Source organism: Paenibacillus sp. FSL R7-0297 (assembly GCF_038009025.1).
In the GTDB taxonomy this organism is placed as follows: domain Bacteria; phylum Bacillota; class Bacilli; order Paenibacillales; family Paenibacillaceae; genus Paenibacillus_AQ.
The window spans coordinates 299,963-323,035 of sequence record NZ_JBBPAQ010000001.1; the positions used below are offsets into that span (position 1 = coordinate 299,963).

General features: G+C 51.4%; 17 protein-coding genes, 3 rRNA genes and 3 riboswitches. Of the genes, 2 read left to right on the top strand and 18 right to left on the bottom strand.

The genetic code is table 11. From position 1 onward, the window contains the following. Window positions 1–39 precede the first annotated feature (39 nt). The 8 genes from MKZ24_RS01235 to MKZ24_RS01270 form a co-directional block, all read right to left on the bottom strand. A complete protein-coding gene (locus MKZ24_RS01235; protein ID WP_340781073.1) occupies window positions 40–930 on the bottom strand; it encodes a phosphoribosylaminoimidazolesuccinocarboxamide synthase in 891 nt (296 codons plus the stop codon). A gap of 362 nt (window positions 931–1,292) precedes the next feature. After that, window positions 1,293–2,588 (bottom strand): adenylosuccinate lyase, encoded by a 1,296-nt coding sequence (gene purB, locus MKZ24_RS01240; RefSeq protein ID WP_042232426.1) that lies wholly within the window; start codon window positions 2,586–2,588, stop codon window positions 1,293–1,295. A gap of 6 nt (window positions 2,589–2,594) precedes the next feature. Next, on the bottom strand, window positions 2,595–3,896 hold the full coding sequence (locus MKZ24_RS01245; RefSeq protein WP_042241461.1) for a 5-(carboxyamino)imidazole ribonucleotide synthase: 1,302 nt from the start codon (window positions 3,894–3,896) through the stop codon (window positions 2,595–2,597). A gap of 80 nt (window positions 3,897–3,976) precedes the next feature. Continuing rightward, the gene (gene purE / locus MKZ24_RS01250) at window positions 3,977–4,462 is read right to left on the bottom strand and encodes a 5-(carboxyamino)imidazole ribonucleotide mutase (protein ID WP_042232424.1); all 486 of its coding nucleotides are present in this window, start codon (window positions 4,460–4,462) and stop codon (window positions 3,977–3,979) included. Between the two features lie 239 nt (window positions 4,463–4,701). Then, a riboswitch (purine riboswitch) is annotated at window positions 4,702–4,803 on the bottom strand. 162 nt (window positions 4,804–4,965) lie between these two features. Then, window positions 4,966–5,400 carry a universal stress protein gene (locus MKZ24_RS01255; RefSeq protein ID WP_042232422.1) on the bottom strand — a complete coding sequence of 145 codons (435 nt, stop codon included), beginning with the start codon at window positions 5,398–5,400 and terminating at the stop codon, window positions 4,966–4,968. Between the two features lie 50 nt (window positions 5,401–5,450). Further along, on the bottom strand, window positions 5,451–5,714 hold the full coding sequence (locus MKZ24_RS01260) for a DUF1294 domain-containing protein (protein ID WP_039310312.1): 264 nt from the start codon (window positions 5,712–5,714) through the stop codon (window positions 5,451–5,453). Between the two features lie 147 nt (window positions 5,715–5,861). After that, complete coding sequence (locus MKZ24_RS01265; protein ID WP_340781074.1) at window positions 5,862–7,115, bottom strand: MFS transporter; 1,254 nt, start codon at window positions 7,113–7,115, stop codon at window positions 5,862–5,864. A 433-nt stretch (window positions 7,116–7,548) separates the two neighbouring features. After that, entirely contained in the window at window positions 7,549–9,690 is a 2,142-nt protein-coding gene (locus tag MKZ24_RS01270; protein WP_042232421.1) for a DNA topoisomerase III, read from the bottom strand. A gap of 127 nt (window positions 9,691–9,817) precedes the next feature. On the opposite strand from MKZ24_RS01270, the gene tsaA reads away from it, so the two are divergent. Beyond that, window positions 9,818–10,267, top strand: a complete 450-nt coding sequence (gene tsaA / locus MKZ24_RS01275; protein ID WP_042232419.1) for a tRNA (N6-threonylcarbamoyladenosine(37)-N6)-methyltransferase TrmO — start codon at window positions 9,818–9,820, stop codon at window positions 10,265–10,267. Window positions 10,268–10,289: 22 nt separating this feature from the next. Next, complete coding sequence (locus tag MKZ24_RS01280) at window positions 10,290–11,195, top strand: AraC family transcriptional regulator (RefSeq protein WP_042232417.1); 906 nt, start codon at window positions 10,290–10,292, stop codon at window positions 11,193–11,195. 76 nt (window positions 11,196–11,271) lie between these two features. On the opposite strand, the gene MKZ24_RS01285 is transcribed toward MKZ24_RS01280, so the two are convergent. From MKZ24_RS01285 to MKZ24_RS01330, 10 genes are all read right to left on the bottom strand, one after another. Then, a complete protein-coding gene (locus MKZ24_RS01285) occupies window positions 11,272–12,408 on the bottom strand; it encodes a DUF4179 domain-containing protein (protein ID WP_042232414.1) in 1,137 nt (378 codons plus the stop codon). Beyond that, window positions 12,383–12,967, bottom strand: coding sequence for a sigma-70 family RNA polymerase sigma factor (locus MKZ24_RS01290; RefSeq protein WP_042232412.1), 585 nt, complete (start codon window positions 12,965–12,967; stop codon window positions 12,383–12,385). Before MKZ24_RS01290 ends, MKZ24_RS01285 begins: the two co-directional genes overlap by 26 nt. Before the next feature lie 162 nt (window positions 12,968–13,129). Then, entirely contained in the window at window positions 13,130–13,876 is a 747-nt protein-coding gene (locus MKZ24_RS01295) for an acyl-[acyl-carrier-protein] thioesterase (RefSeq protein WP_042232410.1), read from the bottom strand. Between the two features lie 233 nt (window positions 13,877–14,109). Beyond that, window positions 14,110–14,226 (bottom strand): 5S ribosomal RNA (gene rrf, locus MKZ24_RS01300). 127 nt (window positions 14,227–14,353) lie between these two features. Next, window positions 14,354–17,282: ribosomal RNA gene (locus MKZ24_RS01305) — 23S ribosomal RNA — on the bottom strand. 386 nt (window positions 17,283–17,668) lie between these two features. Then, window positions 17,669–19,226 (bottom strand): 16S ribosomal RNA (locus tag MKZ24_RS01310). Together the 16S, 23S and 5S rRNA genes form the textbook arrangement of a ribosomal RNA operon. A 403-nt stretch (window positions 19,227–19,629) precedes the next feature. Further along, the gene (locus MKZ24_RS01315) at window positions 19,630–20,421 is read right to left on the bottom strand and encodes a transglutaminase-like domain-containing protein (protein ID WP_231637763.1); all 792 of its coding nucleotides are present in this window, start codon (window positions 20,419–20,421) and stop codon (window positions 19,630–19,632) included. A 32-nt stretch (window positions 20,422–20,453) separates the two neighbouring features. Continuing rightward, a riboswitch (cyclic di-GMP riboswitch) is annotated at window positions 20,454–20,534 on the bottom strand. Window positions 20,535–20,607: 73 nt separating this feature from the next. Then, window positions 20,608–20,688, bottom strand: a riboswitch (cyclic di-GMP riboswitch). A gap of 127 nt (window positions 20,689–20,815) precedes the next feature. Continuing rightward, on the bottom strand, window positions 20,816–21,469 hold the full coding sequence (locus MKZ24_RS01320; RefSeq protein WP_042232406.1) for a class D sortase: 654 nt from the start codon (window positions 21,467–21,469) through the stop codon (window positions 20,816–20,818). A gap of 169 nt (window positions 21,470–21,638) precedes the next feature. Further along, window positions 21,639–22,043 carry a GtrA family protein gene (locus MKZ24_RS01325; RefSeq protein WP_042232404.1) on the bottom strand — a complete coding sequence of 135 codons (405 nt, stop codon included), beginning with the start codon at window positions 22,041–22,043 and terminating at the stop codon, window positions 21,639–21,641. Next, window positions 22,033–23,010, bottom strand: coding sequence for a glycosyltransferase family 2 protein (locus tag MKZ24_RS01330; RefSeq protein ID WP_081956361.1), 978 nt, complete (start codon window positions 23,008–23,010; stop codon window positions 22,033–22,035). The genes MKZ24_RS01325 and MKZ24_RS01330 overlap by 11 nt, the downstream gene beginning before the upstream one ends. Between the last annotated feature and the right edge of the window lie 63 nt (window positions 23,011–23,073).

Genomic DNA, 23,073 nt, shown 5'->3' on the forward strand with positions numbered 1-23,073 from the left:
TTGAGCTAACTTCTATAAGAGCATTCCGTCAAAAACAATCTATAACGACTTCCCGGTAAGGCGGTGATAAATATCCAGGTAACGGCGTGAGGTCTCTTCAACGACTTCTGCCGGCAGCGGGTCCGGTGTACTATTCTTGTCCCAGGAGGATGCCGAAAGGTACGTCCGTACAGGCTCTTTATCCATGCTGTCGATCTCGATATCCAGCGCGTATTTGTCCTTGGCCCAGAAACGGGAAGCATCCGGTGTGAAAATCTCATCGATCAGGATGACCTTGCCGTCCAGCAGCCCGAACTCGAACTTGCAGTCTGCGAGGATAATCCCCCGCTCTTCACAGTATTCTCTGGCAAAAGCGAACAGCTTCAGGCTCTGCTCCTTAAGCGTAAGCGCAAGCTCGGCACCAATCTGCTCCTGCATCTGTTCAAAAGGAATATCCTCGTCGTGGCCGACATCATTTTTCGCTGCCGGTGTGAAAATCGGCTGGGCCAGCACGGCATTCTTCCGCAGTCCCTTGGGAAGCTCGATGCCATTCACTTTGCCGGTCTCCTGATACTGCCGCCAGCCGCCGCCAGTAATGCAGCCGCGCACGACACATTCAATATCAATCCGCTCCGCTTTACGGACCACCATGATACGGTTCTTGAGCGCTTCGCGGTCCCGCGCAACCTCCCCGAGCCGGTCCACATCGATATGGACTACATGATTCTCGATGAGTTCTTTGGTCTGGCCGAACCAGAAGGCGCTAAGCCGGTTCAGCACATTGCCTTTGTCCGGCACCGCCGGGTCCAGCACATAATCGAATGCGGAAATCCGGTCGGTAACGACGATCAGTATCTCATCCCCCAAATCGTACAGTTCACGAACCTTACCTTTGTAGAGCAGCGGCGCATTTACGAGTTCCACGGCTGTGGATACGGCCGTTGATGTCATGACCTTTCCTCCCTTGAACAAATGATCTTGCTTATATTTGGGCTAAAAGCGCCTGGGACGCTGTCATTCCCCGCTACGCGGGAGAATTGAACTGAACGGCTAGTTAATCGGCCCCTACAAAAAATTTTGGACTTCCGAACGCTGTTATGGTCATATTTCTCTGATTGAACCACAGGCTGTGGTAGAAATCTGACCATAAAGGCGAACGCTGACGCTTCTTCCAGTTCCAAAATTCCTCTCCGTTCCTTATTAACTAATCTCACAGCTTCAATTCTGTCGCTTATCGCTCCAGAACAACAACTCCCCATCCCTCCGCCCGTATCTTCTCCAGCTCATCAGTTCACCACTGACTCACCTTTTTTTTAGATTAGCTCCAGCTTGTGGAAAATGGTATCCACATGCTTGAGGTGCCAAGAAGGATTGAAAGCATCCTCGATCTCTTCCGGACTAAGCACAGCAGTGATTTCCGGTGTAGCTTCAACGATGTCACGGAACTGTGTTTGTTCTTCCCAAGCCTGCATCGCACGCGGCTGTACAGTGTCGTATGCCTGCTCGCGGCTGAAGCCTTTGTCGATCAGCTTCGTCAGGATGCGGCCGGAGAACGGAACACCGAAGGTGCGGTTCATGTTGCGCTTCATGTTGTCCGGGAATACAGTCAGGTTCTTCACGATGTTGCCGAAGCGGTTCAGCATATAGTTCAGCAGCATGGTCGCATCCGGCAGAATGATCCGCTCTACCGAGGAATGCGAGATATCGCGTTCATGCCACAGCGGCACGTTCTCGTATGCTGTAACCATGTGCCCGCGGATCACGCGGGACAGGCCGGAGATGTTCTCGCTGCCGATCGGGTTGCGCTTATGTGGCATAGCGGATGATCCCTTTTGACCTTTGGCAAAAGCTTCCTCCACCTCGCGGATCTCACTCTTCTGCAAAGCGCGGATTTCAGTAGCGAACTTGTCCAGAGAAGTGGCGACCAGTGCCAGCGCAGCCATGTACTCCGCGTGACGGTCACGCTGCAGCGTCTGTGTGGAGATCGGTGCCGGGCTGGTGCCCAGCTTGCGGCAGACAAATTCTTCAACGAATGGGTCGATGTTGGCATAGGTGCCGACAGCCCCGGAGATTTTACCGAATTGGACGCCATTCGCCGCATGACGGAAACGCTCCAGATTACGCTTCATTTCCTCATACCAGAGCGCCATCTTGAGTCCAAAAGTCGTTGGCTCAGCGTGTACGCCGTGTGTACGGCCCATCATCGGGGTATCCTTGTAAGCTACTGCCTTATCTTTAAGAATCTCAATGAACCGGATGATATCCTGCTCCAGAATTTCGTTGGCCTGACGCAGCAGGTAGCCAAGCGCCGTATCGACAACGTCCGTGGAGGTCAGTCCGTAATGCACCCATTTGCGTTCTGCACCCAGGCTCTCGGATACTGCACGGGTAAAAGCAATTACATCATGACGCGTTTCCTGTTCAATTTCGTCGATCCGCGCGATGTCGAATTTGGCGTCCTTGCGCAGCTTCGCGGCATCCTCATGCGGGATCACTCCCAGCTCGGCCCAAGCCTCACAGGCGCAAATCTCAACTTCCAGCCACGCGTTAAATTTATTTTCCTCGGTCCAAATGGCCCGCATCTCAGGTCTGCTGTAACGTTCGATCATAGCTTGTCAGTTCCTCCAAAGGTTAGTTTGCTCTACCCAGGACAGGCCGTCTCCGGTGTCCTTACAGAGCAGGTTGATATGGCCCATTTTGCGGCCAGTCTTGCTCTCAGTCTTGCCATATATATGAAGCTTAGGGGATACCCCAAGCCGGTTTGTTCCTTCATCCGCAGTGCAGGCCGCCTGAATGGCACCCTCCAGATGCTGGCCGAGCACATTCACCATAACTACAGGCGTAAGCAGCGTAGTGTCACCCAGCGGCAGATTGCAGATCGCCCGCACATGCTGCTCGAACTGTGAGGTTACGCAGGCATCCATTGTATAATGCCCGGAATTATGCGGGCGCGGAGCCAGCTCGTTGACGAACAGCTCTCCGTCCTCCGTCACGAACATCTCCACAGCCAGCAGTCCGACGGCATCCATGCCGGAGACAATCTGCTCGGCCAGCTCGCAGGCCCGGCGCTGAATCTCCTCCGGCACCCTTGCGGGCACAATCGAGAGATGCAGGATATTGTCCACGTGGATGTTCTCTGCGGGCGGGAAGCTCTTAACTTCACCCGCTGGGCTCCGGGCGGCAATGACCGAAATTTCGCATTTGAAGGCGATAAATTTCTCCAGCACCAGCTCGGGTGCGTGTGCCGTGGCCTCGGCAGCGTCTTCCGCTTCAGCCGCTCCCGGCGAGTCGGGCGAAGCCGCTGCCCCGCTTGCTTGCGGTGCTGGAGCCGCCGCTCCCGGCGCTACCTGCCGGAACGCTGCTGCAAGCTCTTCCGGCCGGCGGATGACGGCTTGTCCCTTGCCGTCATACCCCCCTGTGGCTGTCTTCAGCACACAGGGCAGGCCCAGGTCGGCAGCCGCGGCCTCAAGCTCCGCCAGGCTGCCGACCTTGCGGTACGGGGCAACGGGCACGCCTGCAGCGATGATCGCCGCCTTCTCGCGCAGCCGGTGCTGCGTCGTATACAGCAGCGCGCTGCCCTGCGGCACGTACGATTCCTCCGTCAGCAGCGCGGCTACGCCCGCGTCGACGTTCTCGAACTCGTACGTGATCACGTCCGCGCGCTGCGCCAGCTCACGCGCCGCGTCCCGGTCGTTGTACGCCGCAATAATCTGCGGCGTAACCTGCCCGCAGGGCGCATCCGGCGCGGGGTCCAGCGCCACGAAGCGGTACCCCATGGCGCTGCCGGAGAGCGCCATCATACGCCCGAGCTGCCCGCCGCCGAGCACGCCGATCGTCGCGCCGGGCAGCAGCGTCCGGGACGTTCCCGCCCCTGATGCTTCAACAGCACCAGCGGCTGCCTCATCCCGGCGCTCCATTCTCTCAGCTCCGGCTTGATCCCGCTCTGCTCTTTGCTGCGCCACGCTCTCCGAGCCTCCGGCCGTCGATTCCTCCGGCCTCATAGCGTCTCGCTGCTTTCCAGCACTTCGCGCTGGGTTGCCTCGCGCCGCAGCTGCACCTTTCTCGCCACCTCCGGCTCGAATGCACCGATGATCTGCGCAGCCAGCAGCCCTGCATTGGTAGCTCCGGCACGGCCAATGGCTACCGTGGCTACCGGGATGCCAGCCGGCATCTGCACAATCGACAGCAGCGAGTCCAGGCCGTTCAACGCCTTGGACTGCACAGGCACACCGATGACCGGCAACGTCGTTTTGGCTGCCACCATACCCGGCAGATGCGCCGCACCGCCCGCTCCGGCGATAATCACCTTCAAGCCGCGCTCCGCCGCTTCCTCGGCATAACGGAACATCAGATCCGGTGTGCGATGCGCAGAGATGACCTTTTTCTCATAAGGCACACCCAGCTCCTCAAGCACAGCACATGCATGCTCCATAGTTTCATAGTCCGATTTGCTGCCCATAATGACACCTACTTGCACAGACATTGTTCACCCAGCCTTCCGTTTCCCGTTATAGATATTCCTTGGATTTAAGTGTGTCCCATTTCCCTCTAGTTTCCCATAAATCCGAAAAAAATAGCCCGGATTCCAGACGCATTTTGCTGCGGGTGGACCCGGACTACTAAGGAATTAGGAGAGTACTGCCCCGGCATCTGCAGATACCCGGCCTTTAAGAGAGCCGGCGCAGAGCACACCCCCGGTATACGCGGCGGCGGCTGGCCGTTTCAGTTATCCTATTTCCTCGTAGTCCGGCAATTTACGGTTACCGGGTAGAAACTTCCGGGCCTTATCCCCGGTTTTATACGAGCTCTTCATAGGTTCAGTTTAACAATGCCCTACACTTCGTGTCAACTTAAACACGAACATTGTCATATCATGTCTCCCAAATGTTCGCTTTTGGGCACATTTAATTTTCTTATTCTGCCTATTCCGGCCATCTCCACAGAAAAAAAGGGGAACGCCTAAGCGCTCCTCTGCAAGTATCTCTATTATTTAACAACCAGCACCGGAATGCGGGCACTTTGCACTACATTGTGGCTGACGCTGCCCAGAACGAACTCCCGGATTCCGCCAAGCCCGCGGCTGCCGATAACGATGACATCCACCGTGTGCTCTTTGGCATAACTCAGAATCACTTCGGCAGGCGATCCCTGCAGCAATTCTACAGTAGCGTTCAGGCCTTCGGCTTCCAGCCGGCTTTTCACTTCTTCGGTAGTCTGTACGGCGAGGTCATAGTAGTCCTTATTCACTGAAGCCGGCAGAGGCGCGAGTGCTTCCCCGATGAAGAACCGCGGGAATTCAAATGCGTGTACGACGTACAGGGAGGACCCTGGAGTTACCTTAGCCAGTTCAATCGCACGCTCGAGTGCCTGATTGGAAGCCTTCGAACCGTCATAGGCTAGCAAAATTTTAGAGAATAACATATACGCCACCTCTTTCTATTGTGTACAGCCTTAGCCAAACTACAAGAAACTTAACTCAAAAAATATCCATACAGCAGGATATTCAGCAGCAGCAGCAGCGGAATTCCGATCCTGAAGGAAGTATGCCTCGTCTTGTGGCGCTTGCGGTACATGGCAATCAGCACACCCAGCGCGCCGCCCATGAACGCGAGCAGAAACAGTGTTTTCTCCGGCACCCGATCCCGTCTTTTGCGGGCCTTGTTCTTGTCTTCCGACATCACTACATACCCGATAATATTGATCAGTGCGAACCACAGCAATACAACCTTGACCATCCTTCCGGCCCCTCCTCCTTGCATCCTATCTACTCTCTATTATATTACCCTTTCGGGCAAAAAACCAATAAGTTCCCCCACAAAGTGAGGTTTTGGCGCAGGTGATCACTCAGGTACTTTGCGGGGACCCCTTCTATTACAATAAACCTAACCCTGCCTGCCAAGTATCCGCCGCTCTTGTCTGCTCCCTGTGCCCGGTTCCCCGGCCTCTCTGATCCAGACCCAGGACAACACTGCAGCAAGCAGCGCTGCAATTCCGCCAAGCCAGAACCCTCCGGTCAGTCCATACGCCGCACTCATCCAGCCCGCTACAAAAGGCCCCCCGGACATGCCTATAGCATACACTGCCTGATAGAAGCCCATAGCCGTTGCCCGCTTGAATGGAGCGACTCCCGACACCGATTTACCCAGCAGCAGCGGGAAAATAAGCCCCTGCATGAAGCCGTTCCCAACCTGCGTTGCACAGAGAGCGGCCAGAGTAGGCATAGAGGGAATCAGCAGCGTGAATACCGCACTCCCGGCAAAACCCAGCATTAACGTTCCCCGGTCCCCAAGCCATTTGCCGAACAGACGTGAGCCGTACAATGTGGCAATCGCATGCGGCAGCATGAAAGCCAGCGTCAGCCAGCCAAGACTCTCTTTGCTCGCACCGATATCCAGCGCCTGATTCGGCGTATAGCCGAACATCGTAATGAACAGTACACAATGTGCCAGCACGGACAAAAGCGAGACCTTGACCAGCAGCGGTTCCCGGACTACTCCGGCAAGATCTTTAATCTGAATCGCATTCCGCTTCTCCTGCTTCTGTTCAGGCAGACGTAGTGCAAGCAGCAGCGCAGCCGCCGCCACAATCCCGCCGATAATAAACGGAGTGTTCCAGCCCCAGTGATCGACCATATAGCCGCTGATCATCATACTGGTCAATTGGGCAATAACCGTTGTGAACTGCAGCATGCCCATGGCTTTACCAGCCTCTTCTTTCGGAAAATACCCCGCGAACATCACCGAGTACACGACCCAAGCGGAGGCCGCAATCCCTGAGACGGCACGTGCAGCCAGCGCCCAGCCCGGATGTGCACCAGCCAGGAACAGCAGACAGCTCAAGCCGCTTGCGATCAGTCCCAGATAAATAAACGGCCGCCTCCGGTTAAGATAATCCGAACCGATGCCAATCGGCAGACGGAACAAGATCTGCATCAGGCCGTATACGCCCAGCACCGCTCCAACCATGATATATGAAGCTCCTAGATGCTCCACATACGGAGACAGCATAGGCACATAGATATAAGAAGAGAACCAGAACATAAAGACAATCACTAGAAAGAAAAACCGGCTGCCTCCCCGGCTGCCCGAGACTTGTACCGATTGAATTTGATCCTCTTGTTGCTTAGCCGCCGCCACTTCATCACCCGCTCCACTATATTTGCCGGAATCCTAACAGTCCTCTCCAGCCTCAATCTCCTAAGTAAAACATATCTGCCGCCCCTTGGACAGCCCCCGTAAAGTACATTACGCATTAATCTGCAGTTTCACACCAGCCGTATCCGCTTTTCCATAAACACAACAAAACTACCGGATGCTCCGGCAGTCTTGTTGTTCTCGAAGCCTTCCCTCTCTGGAAGGAAAACTAACTTCTATATAACAGAGCTTAGAATAAACATGCTGCTCTTACGTTAACTAGTCTTACGCTTGCCTTGGCTTGTATCTTTATTTGTATCTTGGCTTCTATCTTCGTTTGTATCTTCGTTTGTATCTTGGCTCATCGTTTGTTGCTCACTTCATTTAAGTCGCTCACTTCATTTAATGCACTTTTGCCTATACACAGTAGGCTATCTTATTTCCCCTTCTGCTTGGCTTCCATCGCTGCCTTCAGCAATTCACCAAGGTTAGAGCCGCCGGCGCTTTCCGGCTTGCTGTACTGCTGGACCAGCTTCTGCTGTTCACGTTTGTTAATATGCTTGTGGTCCTTATCCATCGTCTCCGTAATCCCGCAGCCGAGGCATTGCACATACATCCCTGCCTTGCCTTCCTTAAGCTCCATCTTCTTATGGCACTGCGGACAGCGGCGGTTTGACAGCTGCTTCTCCCCTGCGCGGGTATAGCCGCAGTCCTCTTTGGGGCAGACCAGCAGCTTGCCGCGTTTGGTCTTCTTCTCCAGCATTCTTGTCCCGCATTCCGGACAATGGCTGTTAGAGACATTATGCGGCTTGTATTCCGCCCCGCTATTCTTGACCCCGGACACCAGCTCCTGGGCCATACTGCGGATGCTCTGCAGAAAAGGCTCCGGACGACCTTGCCCGCGCGCGATTTTCTCCAGCTCCGCTTCCCAGCGTGCCGTCAGCTCCGGCGTGCGCAGCTGTCCGGAGACCAGTCCGATCAGCTGTTTCCCTTTGCCCGTCGGATGCAGCAGATTACCCTGCCGCTCAATCGTATCCGAACTGACCAGCTTCTCGATAATATCGGCACGGGTTGCCGGTGTTCCCAGCCCGTACTTCTCCATCTGCGTCAGCAGCGAAGCTTCATTATAACGCTTAGGCGGCTGCGTCCGGCCGGGCTTGATGATGCAGCGCTCAATTTTTACGCTGTCGCCCTCCCGCAGCTCCGGCAGCTTCACACTGCCCGCTGCAGGCTCGTCGCCCGCATTCTCATCCTCCTCATCCGAACTCATATCCCCGCCATAGACTTCGCGCCAGCCCGCGTCCTTAACCGTAGTGCCTTTAACCTGGAACGTTTCTCCCTCCACGCTCACCGTCACAGCCACTGCATCATAACGTGCCGGAGGATAGAACAGGCTGATGAACCGCCGTACAATCAGATCATACAGCTTCCGTTCTTCCGCACTTAATAGATTAAGCAATACCGTCTGCTCTGTTGGAATAATTGCGTGATGGTCACTGACCTTACTGTCGTCAACAATCCGTTTCGTAACCGGCAGCGGTTTGCGCAGTAGCGGTCTAGCGAGGGCCGCATACGGTCCGACTGCTACGCTGTCCAATCTTTCCTTTAGCGTACCCGTCATATCGGCAGTCAGGTAGCGGCTGTCCGTACGCGGATAAGTAACCAGCTTATGCTGTTCATACAGCTTTTGCAGCAGGCTTGAGGTTTGTTTGGCCGAGAAGCCAAATTTACGGTTTGCATCCCGCTGCAGCTCCGTCAGGTCATAGGCCAGCGGATGGGGTTCGCTTTTCTCGCTTTTGTGCACCTTAGTGATCCGTCCGCTGCGGCCAGTCAGCTTCTCCTTCAGAATACCCGTCTTGTCTCTGTCAAAAATCCGGCCGTCCCCGCCCTGCGCACGCCATCCCGCCTGGAAATTGCCGAAATCGGCAGTCAGCTGATCGTATTCCTGGGAACGGAAGCCCGTGATTTCATTCTCCCGGTCCATAATCATGCCAAGCGTTGGTGTCTGTACACGTCCTGCCGAGAGCGGCGCACCGAACTTACAGGTTAAGGCGCGCGTAATGTTCAGCCCGATCATCCAATCCGCCTCTGCACGGCAGCGGGCAGACTCATACAACCGGTCGAAGTCCTTGCCTGGACGAAGCGCGGCGAAGCCTTCCTTAATCGCCTTATCCGTCTGCGAGGAAATCCATAGCCGCTTGAATGGCTTCTTCCACCCAGCCATATTCATGATCCAGCGTGCCAGCAGCTCTCCCTCACGCGCAGCATCCGTCGCAACGATCAGCTCCTCAATATCCTGCCGTTTCATCAGCTGCTGTACCGCTTTGTATTGCTGGCTGGTCTCCCGCAGCACCTTCAGCTTGGCCTTCTCCGGAAGAATCGGCAAATCCTCCAATGCCCAGGTAGCATATTTATTGTTATAGTCCTCAGGCTCAGCCAGGCCAACCAGATGCCCCAGAGCCCAGGTAACCACATATTTCGGCCCCTCCATATAGCTCTTTTGCTTATTTCCGCAGCCCAGCACCCGGGCAATCTCCCGGGCAACCGATGGCTTCTCCGCCAGTACCAGTACCTTCATAATTCTCTCCCCTCCATATCAACAACCTATTATACCACGGGATAAAAGACCGCAAATATCATCAGGCTGATTTCATTTCATTTCAGCTAAACTAGAATTATTCCCCAGCCGAAAGGAGTCACAGCCAATGCTCACATCAGAACCGTATAATGTTATATCAGTAGGTGTAGTATCCGTATCCGGATCACAGCACAACCTGCGTCTCGAGATTAAACCTCAATACAGACCTGCCTTGAAGGGGCTGGCTGATTTCAGCCACTGCCAGATTCTCTGGTGGATTCATGAATTTGCAGACGATGCCTTCCGGCGTACTACGCAGATTGAGCCTCCATATGAGGCTCCGGTAACGGGTGTATTTGCCACACGTTCTCCCGTACGCCCTAATCCCATTGGCCTTTCTGTGGCCGAAATTGTGTCCGTTGATGTTGGACAGGGAATGGTTGAGGTTACCGGACTGGATGCCTATCCAGGAACGCCTGTGCTCGATATCAAAGCCTATTTTCCTGCTACCGACCGTGTCCGTCATGTCAGAGTCCCTGAATGGGCGTCCTCTTGGGGAGAGTGGGCTCTAGAGTAAAACTAGTACGAGGAGAGAGCTCATGACTAACTGCAAGCTTATTCTGCAAGCGATTGAGTACATTGAATCCAATCTGAAGCAACCATTGTCTGTCCTGAACCTCTCCAGAGTGAGCGGTTATTCGTTGTATCATTTTATCCGGCTGTTCCAGGGGGTTACCGGGCTAACACCCGGCGACTACATCGCAAGACGTCGAATTTCCGAGGCTGCCCGTGAGATTCTGAGAACGCCTGACCGCAGCTTCCAGGATATTTCCCTGGATTATTCCTTTAACGATTATGAGACCTTCACCCGTGCCTTCAAAAGATTGCTCCATACCACCCCCACCCGTATCCGCCAAAAATCAAATCCGGATATCCCTCTGCTGCTGCATCCTATACGGGGAATGGATCTGCCGCACTGGACCGTCCACAACACCGGATCTCCGGAAATCATTGAGCTCGGGGAAATCAGACTTCAGGGACCGTTTATTACAGTTAACAACGATCCTTCTATTATAGGTGCCGCTTGGGAAAAGCTATTTAGCGGTATTTCTTCCATTCCCTGCCGTAAGCTTCCAGAGCGGTATTATCAGCTTGGCTATTGGCCGGATAATTATGAGGATAGCGGCATCTCTTTTCTCTGTGGCTGTGAGTTGAACGCATCACCGCCTTTACCATCCGGCACTACACTTCGGGCAAACAGAGGACAAGCAGATAGTGATCTTCCCGTTCACATCCTGCCACCAGCGCGTTATCTCAAGTTTCTGCATAAAGGTCCCTCAGCAGAAGTCTCGGCTACATACAAATATATATATGGCGTATTTCTGCCCGGAACCGATTATCGCCTAAACCTCACTTATGAATTTGAATATTATGGTGCAGGCTATCTTGGCCCGGATAATCCGGATTCAGTAAGTGAGATCTACATTCCGTTAACTTTGCTTTGAATACAAACAAGTCCGCCTCTGCAGAGCAGACGCGGACAAGAATCCAGTTCATTTTACGCATAACTAATTCTCTGATTTAAGGAATCACTATTGTGGTCTCAAGTTCTTTATAATAAGTTTTTAACCTCTCACCATTACCATCCAGCAAGAGATTCAATTCACTATCAAAAGTACAAGTATACGGTCTAACCGTAACCGTCTTTGGTTTTTGCGGGAAGACATCGTATATATTATCCAGAATAGGATGGCGAAGTGCTTTACCCATCCCATATCCCATTTGCCGGGGATTGATCACATTGCCGACATCATCCACAAGCTCATAGAATACTTCGGTAGGCGCATATTCTCCTGTCTGCTCCGCCGAGGCAGGCACTTCCCCTTCACTGGTTACGATCAATCTTAGGGTAGCAGGCGTAATGTCCAGACTCTTCACTGTGTACTGGAAGGAGCCTTTGCTTGCCCCCTGACCTGGAGTAAGATTAATGACCCCCTCCGTTACTTTTTTCACCGTTACCTGGAACTCAAACGGCTCTGCGATCTGAGCAACAGGCACCTGGATATCCACCTTGAATTCGTCTCCTAAGGCTGCAGTGTTCCGCAGATTATTCAGCTCTAATAACAGGGTATGCGGTTGTCCATGTACGTCACCTGTAGAAGAGGAGCCGAAGTTAATGGGCTCACCGGACACCTGAGTAACTACAGGCAGCCCCAGTAGCCCTTTGGTCGATTGATCAAAGTCATGGGTTTTAAAATCAGTAATCTCCGCCAGAACCCGTTCATCCATGATTCCCGCTCTCTCAAATCCAATGGCTAACCGGGCACCGTCATAAAATACTTCTGTAACACTTAAAGTAACTCCATCCTTTGTAACGCTCATGTTAGGTGAAGTAGTCAGGCCCTTCTCCGCCGCCAATTTCAAACCAGGGTCCTCCATGTGCTTGAATATACTGCTAAATACGGGGAATTGACTCAATGTATCGGCCCATACAGGGGAGATGAATCCTGCTGTTACTGTACCTAACCCGATCATTACGGCCACACATGCGGCTGCTAACGTCTTTTTAAACAATTTACTGCCTCTTTTTATCTCCATATGCTCAATACGGTTCATAATTTGCTCATTATAGGTGTCTACAGGGAGTTGAATCTTTCCGATGCTGCTGCGAATGTAATCCACCGTTTGCTTCTCAGTTTGATTCTGCCACTTCTCCACGAGTGCAGCCTCCTTCGTTCGCTTTTTGCAAGATCAGTTTTCTCCGGAGCCTTTCATACTTCTTGCGGAGCGCCGCTGAACTCCTCCCGGTAATTTGCGCAATTTCTTCGAAGCTGTATTGTTCGATGACACGCAGGATCAACAAACTGCGCTCCTCCGAAGTTAGGTCTCCGAACATTTTGTCCACAGGTGAATCATCTGGAGACTCAGGAGCTTCCCGTACCAGCTGCAATTTATATAGTGACATTAACCGGTTGCGGCGCTTATTCCTGCGAAGCTGGTCCAGGCAATGATGATAAGCTACCTTATATAACCAAGCTGAAAAAGAGACACGCTTCTCATAACGCCCAAGCTCCTGATACACCTTCACAAATATATCCTGTACAGCATCCTCTGCTTCTTCACGGCTCCTCAAAATATAATAGCAATACGTATATATTTGCCGTTCATATGCAGTTATCACTGAAGTAAAAGCATGCTTTTCACCTGCACGTACCTTATCAATCGCTTCTTCAATTCGATTTGGATTCACTTGGCCCCCAGGATTGCCTTGCTCCAAAAGAATCACCTCCGTTTACCTCTTACCTCTATATAACGAATGCCAGGTGCGGATTTGTGACATCCCGGGAATTAGCTTTATATACGAAAAAACGGCAGTCCTTTGAACACCGGGTAGCTACCGTTAGTTAATGCTATTTATAATACTTTAGTTGTTAAAGGACTATCGCGCCAGTCTAAGACAAGCTTCAAAAAACACCTTGTCCCCGCCTTGCCCGCGTACATATACTCCTTCTTCAGTCCGGGAGGACCGTAAAATACTAATTTCCTCCCCATACTGGGCTTCCTGCGCATAGGTTATGTGAAGACCGCTGAGCTCCAGTTCCCCCCATTCCTCCAAGGTCAGCGCATCGCAGCATAAATCTACATACCTTGCATTGTTCAGATGCCCGTTGTTATCGAGCCCGCTATATCTTACTTGATAGCAATAGGCTTCCTGCAGAGAAAGATCAGCGGGAATCATTACTTTGTCCGGGAGACTTCCTACCGAATCCTCCAGATAAGGCTCTACAGCAATGGGAAGGGCTGAAGGTCGAAGGATCTTCCGCTTATCCATATCCACAAGCGCCCAGATCGAGCGTGCCGCTGCCAATTCTACAGCATTACTATCAAAAATCCGATAATCCCGCTGCCAGAGCGCTCCTTTGTTTCCTTTACTCCAGGTACGCACATTAAGAAGCTCGTTAGGCGACGGTAAATGTCGAAGTTCTAGATCGAGTGTGATAACCATCCAGCCCATTCTTGCATTAAGCATTGTATCAATACTTAAACCCAGACTGCTTACAGCCGAATCCGCAGCACGCTGCATAATATCAAGAAGAAAGGAGAGCTTGCCCCTTGACCGAAAATCAGTGTCACTTGCATGAACCATAAATTCCTCTGTCCACAAAAGGTTGCCGTGCTTGTCCATAACTTTACGCTCCTTTACGCATCCATCCACAATTCCCTCTGTGTATCCACATTATCTAACACGATATCCACATGTGTATAAGTTTTCATTTCTTTCTATTTACCGCCGAATTATACACAAGCTATGCACAAAATTCACAAGCAGCACCAGAAATAGGGCCCTAAGTAATTGTAATACTATTCTCTATAGGACACAAAAAAGCCATTGTCGATTGCTCAACAATGGCTTCATGTGCTTGGCGGCGTCCTACTCTCCCAGGACCCTTCGGTCCAAGTACCATCGGCGCTGGAGGGCTTAACGGTCGTGTTCGGGATGGGTACGCGTGGAACCCCTCCGCTATCGCCACCAAACATGCGTCTGTGAAACAGACGCTGCCGCTTGAAATTCGGTTCATCACGGATGTGTGAATGAATTTCATGGCGTACAGGCTTGATCGCCTGAAAACTGAATCCGAAACGAATCTGCGCTCTAAGAAATTTGGATAAGCCCTCGACCGATTAGTATTGGTCAGCTCCATGCATTGCTGCACTTCCACCTCCAACCTATCTACCTCGTCGTCTTCAAGGGGTCTTACTAGTTGGGAAATCTCATCTTGAGGGGGGCTTCACGCTTAGATGCTTTCAGCGCTTATCCCGTCCGTACGTAGCTACTCAGCCATGCTCCTGGCGGAACAACTGATGCACCAGCGGTACGTCCATCCCGGTCCTCTCGTACTAAGGACAGCTCCTCTCAAATTTCCTGCGCCCACGACAGATAGGGACCGAACTGTCTCACGACGTTCTGAACCCAGCTCGCGTACCGCTTTAATGGGCGAACAGCCCAACCCTTGGGACCTACTTCAGCCCCAGGATGCGATGAGCCGACATCGAGGTGCCAAACCTCCCCGTCGATGTGGACTCTTGGGGGAGATAAGCCTGTTATCCCCAGGGTAGCTTTTATCCGTTGAGCGATGGCCCTTCCATGCGGTACCACCGGATCACTAAGTCCGACTTTCGTCCCTGCTCGACTTGTAGGTCTCGCAGTCAAGCTCCCTTATGCCTTTGCACTCTGCGAATGATTTCCAACCATTCTGAGGGAACCTTTGAACGCCTCCGTTACTCTTTAGGAGGCGACCGCCCCAGTCAAACTGCCCGCCTGACACGGTCCCCGTACCCGCTTAGGGTACTAGGTTAGAACCTAGATACGATCAGGGTGGTATCCCAACGGCGCCTCCGCAGAAGCTTGCGCTCCTGCCTCTACGGCTCCCACCTATCCTGTACAGATCGTACCCAAATTCAATATCAAGCTGCAGTAAAGCTCCATGGGGTCTTTCCGTCTTGTCGCGGGTAACCTGCATCTTCACAGGTATTAAAATTTCACCGGATCTCTCGTTGAGACAGCGCCCAAGTCGTTACGCCATTCGTGCGGGTCAGAATTTACCTGACAAGGAATTTCGCTACCTTAGGACCGTTATAGTTACGGCCGCCGTTTACTGGGGCTTCGGTTCACAGCTTCGGGTTGCCCCTAACCACTCCCCTTAACCTTCCAGCACCGGGCAGGCGTCAGCCCGTATACTTCGCCTTGCGGCTTCGCACAGACCTGTGTTTTTGCTAAACAGTCGCTTGGGCCTTTTCACTGCGGCCCCCTCGGGCTATTCACCCTACCGAGGCACCTCTTCTCCCGAAGTTACGAGGTCATTTTGCCGAGTTCCTTAACGAGAGTTCTTCCGCGCGCCTTAGAATTCTCTTCTCGCCTACCTGTGTCGGTTTGCGGTACGGGCACCTTCTCCTGGCTAGAGGCTTTTCTTGGCAGTGTGAGATCATGACCTTCGCTACTACAATTTTCGCTCCCCATCACAGCCCAGCCTTATTGATGTGCGGATTTGCCTACACATCAGCCTCACTGCTTAGACGGACATATCCATCAGTCCGCGTCACTACCCTCCTGCGTCACCCCATCGCTCATAGCGGATTACGGTGGTACAGTAATTTCAAACTGTTGTCCTTCGACTACGCCTTTCGGCCTCGCCTTAGGTCCCGACTTACCCTGAGCGGACGAGCCTTCCTCAGGAAACCTTGGGCTTTCGGCGGATCAGATTCTCACTGATCTTTTCGTTACTCATACCGGCATTCTCACTTGTATGCTGTCCAGCGCTCCTTACGGTACACCTTCAACCTACATACAACGCTCCCCTACCCCAGATACAAAGTATCTAGCCATAGCTTCGGTGGTGTGTTTAGCCCCGTTACATTTTCGGCGCAGAGTCACTCGACCAGTGAGCTATTACGCACTCTTTCAATGGTGGCTGCTTCTAAGCCAACATCCTGGTTGTCTGTGCAACTCCACATCCTTTCCCACTTAACACACACTTGGGGACCTTAGCTGATGGTCTGGGCTGTTTCCCTTTTGACAATGGATCTTAGCACTCACTGTCTGACTCCCGGCAAGAAGTTAATGGCATTCGGAGTTTGACTGAGCTTGGTAACCCTTGCGGGCCCCGCACCCAATCAGTGCTCTACCTCCACCACTCCATTCACCGAGGCTAGCCCTAAAGCTATTTCGGGGAGAACCAGCTATCTCCGAGTTCGATTGGAATTTCTCCGCTACCCCCACCTCATCCCCGCATTTTTCAACATGCGTGGGTTCGGGCCTCCAGTGCGTGTTACCGCACCTTCACCCTGGACAGGGGTAGATCACACGGTTTCGGGTCTACGTCCACATACTCATTCGCCCTATTCAGACTCGCTTTCGCTGCGGCTCCGTCTTCTCGACTTAACCTTGCATGTTAAACGTAACTCGCCGGTTCATTCTACAAAAGGCACGCCATCACCCAGTAATAGGGCTCTGACTTTTTGTAAGCACACGGTTTCAGGTTCTATTTCACTCCCCTTCCGGGGTGCTTTTCACCTTTCCCTCACGGTACTGTTTCACTATCGGTCGCCAGGTAGTATTTAGCCTTAGCAGATGGTCCTGCTGGATTCATACGGGGTTTCACGTGCCCCGCACTACTCGGGATCCGTCTCGGAGAGAACACAGTTTAGGCTACAGGGCTTTTACCTCTATCGCGGGCCTTTCCAGACCTCTTCACCTACCATATTCCTTTGTAACTCCATGTGAGACGTCCCACAACCCCAAGGGGCAAGCCCCTTGGTTTAGGCTGTTCCGCGTTCGCTCGCCGCTACTGACGGAATCACTATTGTTTTCTCTTCCTCAGGGTACTTAGATGTTTCAGTTCCCCTGGTCTGCCTCTGCGTATCCTATGTATTCAGATACGAGTAACTGCGAATTACCACAGCTGGGTTTCCCCATTCGGACACCCCCGGATCAAAGCTTGCTTACAGCTCCCCGAGGCAGTTTCGTTGTTCGCCACGTCCTTCGTCGGCTCCTGGCGCCTAGGCATCCTCCGTGTGCTCTTATTAGCTTAACCGTCACTCCGGTGTTTCGCTTGCTTGCTCCTCTTGTTTTGAATGCTGCTCATGGATTACTCCATTCACCAACACATTCAAAGCCAAAGGTCGCTGCACAATCGAAAACCTTCGTTCTGCACTAATAACTATTTCAACTTGCTTACACAAGTTTCAGCTAAAAGATGTTCTAAAACGCAAATTCGTTTCGGTATCCAGTTTTCAAGGATCAAGGTGCTGAAATTTCGGGACAATCACGACTGTGATGTTCGAAAATTCAGACCGTTTAAAGATGAGAGCTTAAACTCTCAAAACTGACCAACGAGTGAGTGTTTGAACCCTAAGGTTCGTTGTGGAAGCTTTAGCTTCCGATTTGAATGTTTCCGTTGCAGGAAACGATTCTCCATAGAAAGGAGGTGATCCAGCCGCACCTTCCGATACGGCTACCTTGTTACGACTTCACCCCAATCATCTACCCCACCTTCGGCGGCTGGCTCCCTTGCGGGTTACCCCACCGACTTCGGGTGTTGTAAACTCTCGTGGTGTGACGGGCGGTGTGTACAAGACCCGGGAACGTATTCACCGCGGCATGCTGATCCGCGATTACTAGCAATTCCGACTTCATGCAGGCGAGTTGCAGCCTGCAATCCGAACTGAGACCGGCTTTGCTGGGATTGGCTCCACCTCGCGGTTTCGCTTCCCGTTGTACCGGCCATTGTAGTACGTGTGTAGCCCAGGTCATAAGGGGCATGATGATTTGACGTCATCCCCACCTTCCTCCGGTTTGTCACCGGCAGTCACTCTAGAGTGCCCAGCCTTACCTGCTGGCAACTAAAGTCAAGGGTTGCGCTCGTTGCGGGACTTAACCCAACATCTCACGACACGAGCTGACGACAACCATGCACCACCTGTCTCCGATGCTCCGAAGAGGGGCACTATCTCTAATGCTTTCATCGGGATGTCAAGACCTGGTAAGGTTCTTCGCGTTGCTTCGAATTAAACCACATACTCCACTGCTTGTGCGGGTCCCCGTCAATTCCTTTGAGTTTCAGTCTTGCGACCGTACTCCCCAGGCGGAGTGCTTACTGTGTTAACTTCGGCACCAAGGGTATCGAAACCCCTAACACCTAGCACTCATCGTTTACGGCGTGGACTACCAGGGTATCTAATCCTGTTTGCTCCCCACGCTTTCGCGCCTCAGCGTCAGTTACAGCCCAGAAAGTCGCCTTCGCCACTGGTGTTCCTCCACATATCTACGCATTTCACCGCTACACGTGGAATTCCACTTTCCTCTTCTGTACTCAAGTCACCCAGTTTCCAGTGCGACCCCAGGTTGAGCCCAAGGTTTAAACACCAGACTTAAATGACCGCCTGCGCGCGCTTTACGCCCAATAATTCCGGACAACGCTTGCCCCCTACGTATTACCGCGGCTGCTGGCACGTAGTTAGCCGGGGCTTTCTTCTCAGGTACCGTCACTCCGGTAGCAGTTACTCTACCGGACGTTCTTCCCTGGCAACAGAGCTTTACGATCCGAAAACCTTCATCACTCACGCGGCATTGCTCCGTCAGGCTTTCGCCCATTGCGGAAGATTCCCTACTGCTGCCTCCCGTAGGAGTCTGGGCCGTGTCTCAGTCCCAGTGTGGCCGTTCACCCTCTCAGGTCGGCTACGCATCGTCGCCTTGGTGAGCCGTTACCCCACCAACTAGCTAATGCGCCGCAGGCCCATCCCCAAGTGGCAGATTGCTCCGCCTTTCATTCTCTCTTCAGGAGAGGAAAGAAATTATCCGGTATTAGCTACCGTTTCCGATAGTTATCCCAGTCTTGAGGGCAGGTTGCCTACGTGTTACTCACCCGTCCGCCGCTAAGTTCATTTGAAAGCAAGCTTTCAAATGAACTCCGCTCGACTTGCATGTATTAGGCATGCCGCCAGCGTTCGTCCTGAGCCAGGATCAAACTCTCCAAATTGTATTTAGAAAGAGCGATTGCTCATTTTGAAACATCTGACGAGAATTTTCATTCTCACGATGAAGTTTCTAAAGCGTACAAGACGCTGTGAAACTCATCATTTTTGGATCTCGCCGAAGCGATCTCCCACTCACTCGTTGTTCAGTTTTCAAAGATCAAGCTTGTTGTCAACGACGACTACCGCGTCACCAGCAACTCTTATAATATATCACGTTCATCCGAGTAATGCAAGCTTTATTTTGAATTCACTTATTTAAGTCATTTCTCATTAAGTTTGCCGCTCCAACAACGCTTACTTATAATACCCTATCTCTCTACTAAAAAGCAACCCTTTCCTAAATAAAAATAACCCGCTTAATAATTAAGCGGGTTATCCTCAATGAAACTATAAATGCATCTGCTCTTAGTAGAACTTAGCTGCAGTATATTTACTTGCTACTTTAACCAGATCTGCTGTTTTGCTGTTCTTGGCAAGTCCAGCATCAACTGTAGTATCAATAGTTACCCATTTGCCATTAAGGAACACTTCATTCCAAGCGTGGTAAGACGTCACATAGCTTGTGTTACCCATAACCAGTTTGGTAGGAATACCTTCACTGCGAAGCATAGTAGCGAATAAGGAAGCGTAGTCGTAGCAGATTCCTTTCTTGGAAACAAGAGTACTGTCGTTGTTAGGGATGTAATCTGTAGTTACACTGGAAGCCAGGGAATAATCATACTTCACATTGGCAACGATATAATTATAGATAGCCTTCACTTTGTCTTCATCTGATGTCAAACCTTGTGTAAGTTGTGCTGCTTTCAGAACTGCTTTATCGGAAGAACTCCATTTAACATTCTGTACGGAGCTCAGATATACTGCGTTGGCGTTGCTCAGGCTAAGATCTACCGTCTCGGAAGAAATTACTTTGTATTTGTTGCCGGTAGTGTTCTCAAGTACGGAAACCTTGTATGAACCGTTACCTTGTTGCAGCGGGAATGTTTCAGTTGGTTTGGAGGTGTACAAGTTGTAAGTGTAGCTGTTATTGTCTTTGGTGATCATCAGCTTAATCTTCTTATCCTTAGGAACATTATAAGATACTCCGATAACACCCTGATCCAGTTGACCTATGTTCAACCAGCCTGCATCTGCATTAGCAGCTTGAGCTGTACCTGTCTGCATCGACGTAACCACTACGAATAGTGTAACCAACATTAGATAGAACTTCTTCATTGGATAAAACCCCTTTCGGTAGCTGGCTGCCATCCTTACGGGAAGGCCCTTTAGCTTTGCGTCCCTACCTTTCGATAGGTTTGCCGTTATCGTATAAGCTTTATCTGTCCTTGCTTCTACCATAAAATGCTAGATATACAATAAGAACAAACAAAAAAAGCCTCTTCATTCGGTAGCTGGCTGCCATCCTTACGGGAAGGCCCTTTAGCTTTGCGTCCCTACCTTTCGATAGGTTTGCCGTTTATCGTGTATTAGCTTTATATAGTTATATCTTACCATATCTATTTCTATTATCAAGACCTAAATCACTAGATTTCTGCGAAAACAAATAAAAATTTTAAGTATTTTAAATTTTTCCGTCATCATTCTACAAACATCAGGATAACTTTGCGTGAATGATAAGTCTATGCGTTGGATTCACCAGCGGATCACAAGTAATGAGTGTAAGAATCTTGTCATCCTCATTCCCTTTCAATACGGATACATCGGTCGGTTCCACAATAGTTACATCATAAACTACATAATTGTATTCCTGCTTACCGGTTGTAACGGAAATAGCGTCCCCCACTCCGACTTCATTCAATCTATTGAACAGCCTTCCCGTAGTTCTTGATCTATGCGCTGCAATCGCAGCATTGCCAGTAGCGCCGAGCGGAGCCGTCTCCTTCATATGCGCAGCTGCATGCTTCATATTCGCCTTGGTGGCGCCTTCCAGTACAGGCAGCTTCAGATCTATTTTGTCGATTTTGATAATCGCCATCACCTTGCCTCCGACTTCAATCTCAGGCGCTGCAGAGGGTTCAGGCTCTTCCGCAGCCGACTCATCTGCCAGCAGCTGGGTTACTTCCGCGTAAGGCTTACTTAGATCAGCACTGGCCGGAGCTGAGGCAGACGGAACGATTTCACTGTAGGCCTGTTCAGCCTCTTCCAGCAGCTTTTGCTGCTGACGGTCATTGTACCATTCGCTTCCTTTGGGATAGAGCATAATTAGCACCCCGGCAAGTATAATCAAATAGGATAATTTCCGCATGACAATCGCCTCCGTAATATAGAATAGATGATACCCTTCCGGAATAATTAAGAAGCAATGCTTCTATATAACAAGTAGAAACGACTTTACCGTCCTTTTTAAGGACGGTACCGTTTCAGCGAGAAATAGAAGGTAATTTATAGCAGCAAGCATATAAATTCATATATTTTCAGAATACCCACTTCCGGCTTCCGAAGAAATTAATGATTACCGTAACAAATGTGACCAGCACTTTGGCGATCAGCACTTGAATACCGAGAGAATCGGTCAATATATGAATCAGCAGCACCGATATAACCAGCACCAACAGGTTCAGCACGATAAACCTGACCAGCTGCATCCGGTCGAAGCCCTCTTTATTGCCGATGTCCCTGTCACGGAAGGTTACCTTTTTGTTCCAGAAGAAGCTGTTGGCCGTACCGGCGCTATAGGAAATAATCTGCGCAGGGGTATTGATCATCCCAAGGGAATGCAGCAGTGTGAATACAGCAAAGTCAACCAATGTATTCAGCAGGCCTACCGCATTGAATTTCAGGAACTGGATGAACCCCGCACTCCATCTCTTATCTGGCATAATCGCTTTCCTTCCGCGTGTCTTCTATTTCCGCATCCGGATAGCCTTTGGTCTCACGCACAATATAGAGCGGTCTGTCCTTCGACTCATCATAGATCCGTCCGATATACTCTCCAATTACCCCCAGCAGCATCAGCACAATCCCATTGAAGAGCAGGTTCACGCCAACTATAGATGCCCATCCGGGTACGGTCCAGGAGGTAAAGATTTTTTGGAACAATACCAGGAACAGATAGATGAAGCTGGAAAAGGACAGAAAGAATCCGATATAGGATGCGATTTTGAGCGGTTTGTGGGAAAAGGAGGTGATGCCGTCGAGCGCAAACCGGATCATTTTCTTGAGCGGATACTTCGTTTCCCCGGCAAAGCGCTCCTCCCGCACATATTCTACCATGGTCTGCCGGAAGCCTACCCAGCTCACCAGACCCCGGACGTACCGGTTCTTCTCCTTCAGACCGCGCAGCACATCACAGACTTTACGGTCGATCAGCCGGAAGTCCCCGGTATCGGTAGGGATTTCAACACTGGTCATACTGCTGAGCAGGCGGTAAAAGATCTTAGCGGTGACTTTCTTGAATAAAGTCTCCCCGTGACGCTTCAACCGCTTGGCATACACAACTTCGTAGCCCTCTTTCCACTTCGCAATCATCTGCAGAATAACCTCAGGAGGATCTTGGAGGTCTGCGTCAATCACCACGACTGCCTGGCCTTCGGCATAATCCATACCAGCCGTAATCGCCACCTGGTGGCCGAAATTACGGGAGAAGTCGATCAGCTTGACATGCTCATCCCGGCTGCTGATCTCGCGCATGATCTCCGCCGTACGGTCCCGGCTGCCGTCATTGACGAAAACCAGTTCATAGGAATCGCCGCAACCATCCATTACTTTTTTGAGCCGCTCATAGGTTACCTGAATGACTTCCTCCTCATTGAACATGGGGACAATCACACTGTATCTGGCTTTCACCTTAGTTCCTCCTATAAGTTTCTACGAGATCCCCCGCAATAAAACTGACTTTTTAAGCATCTG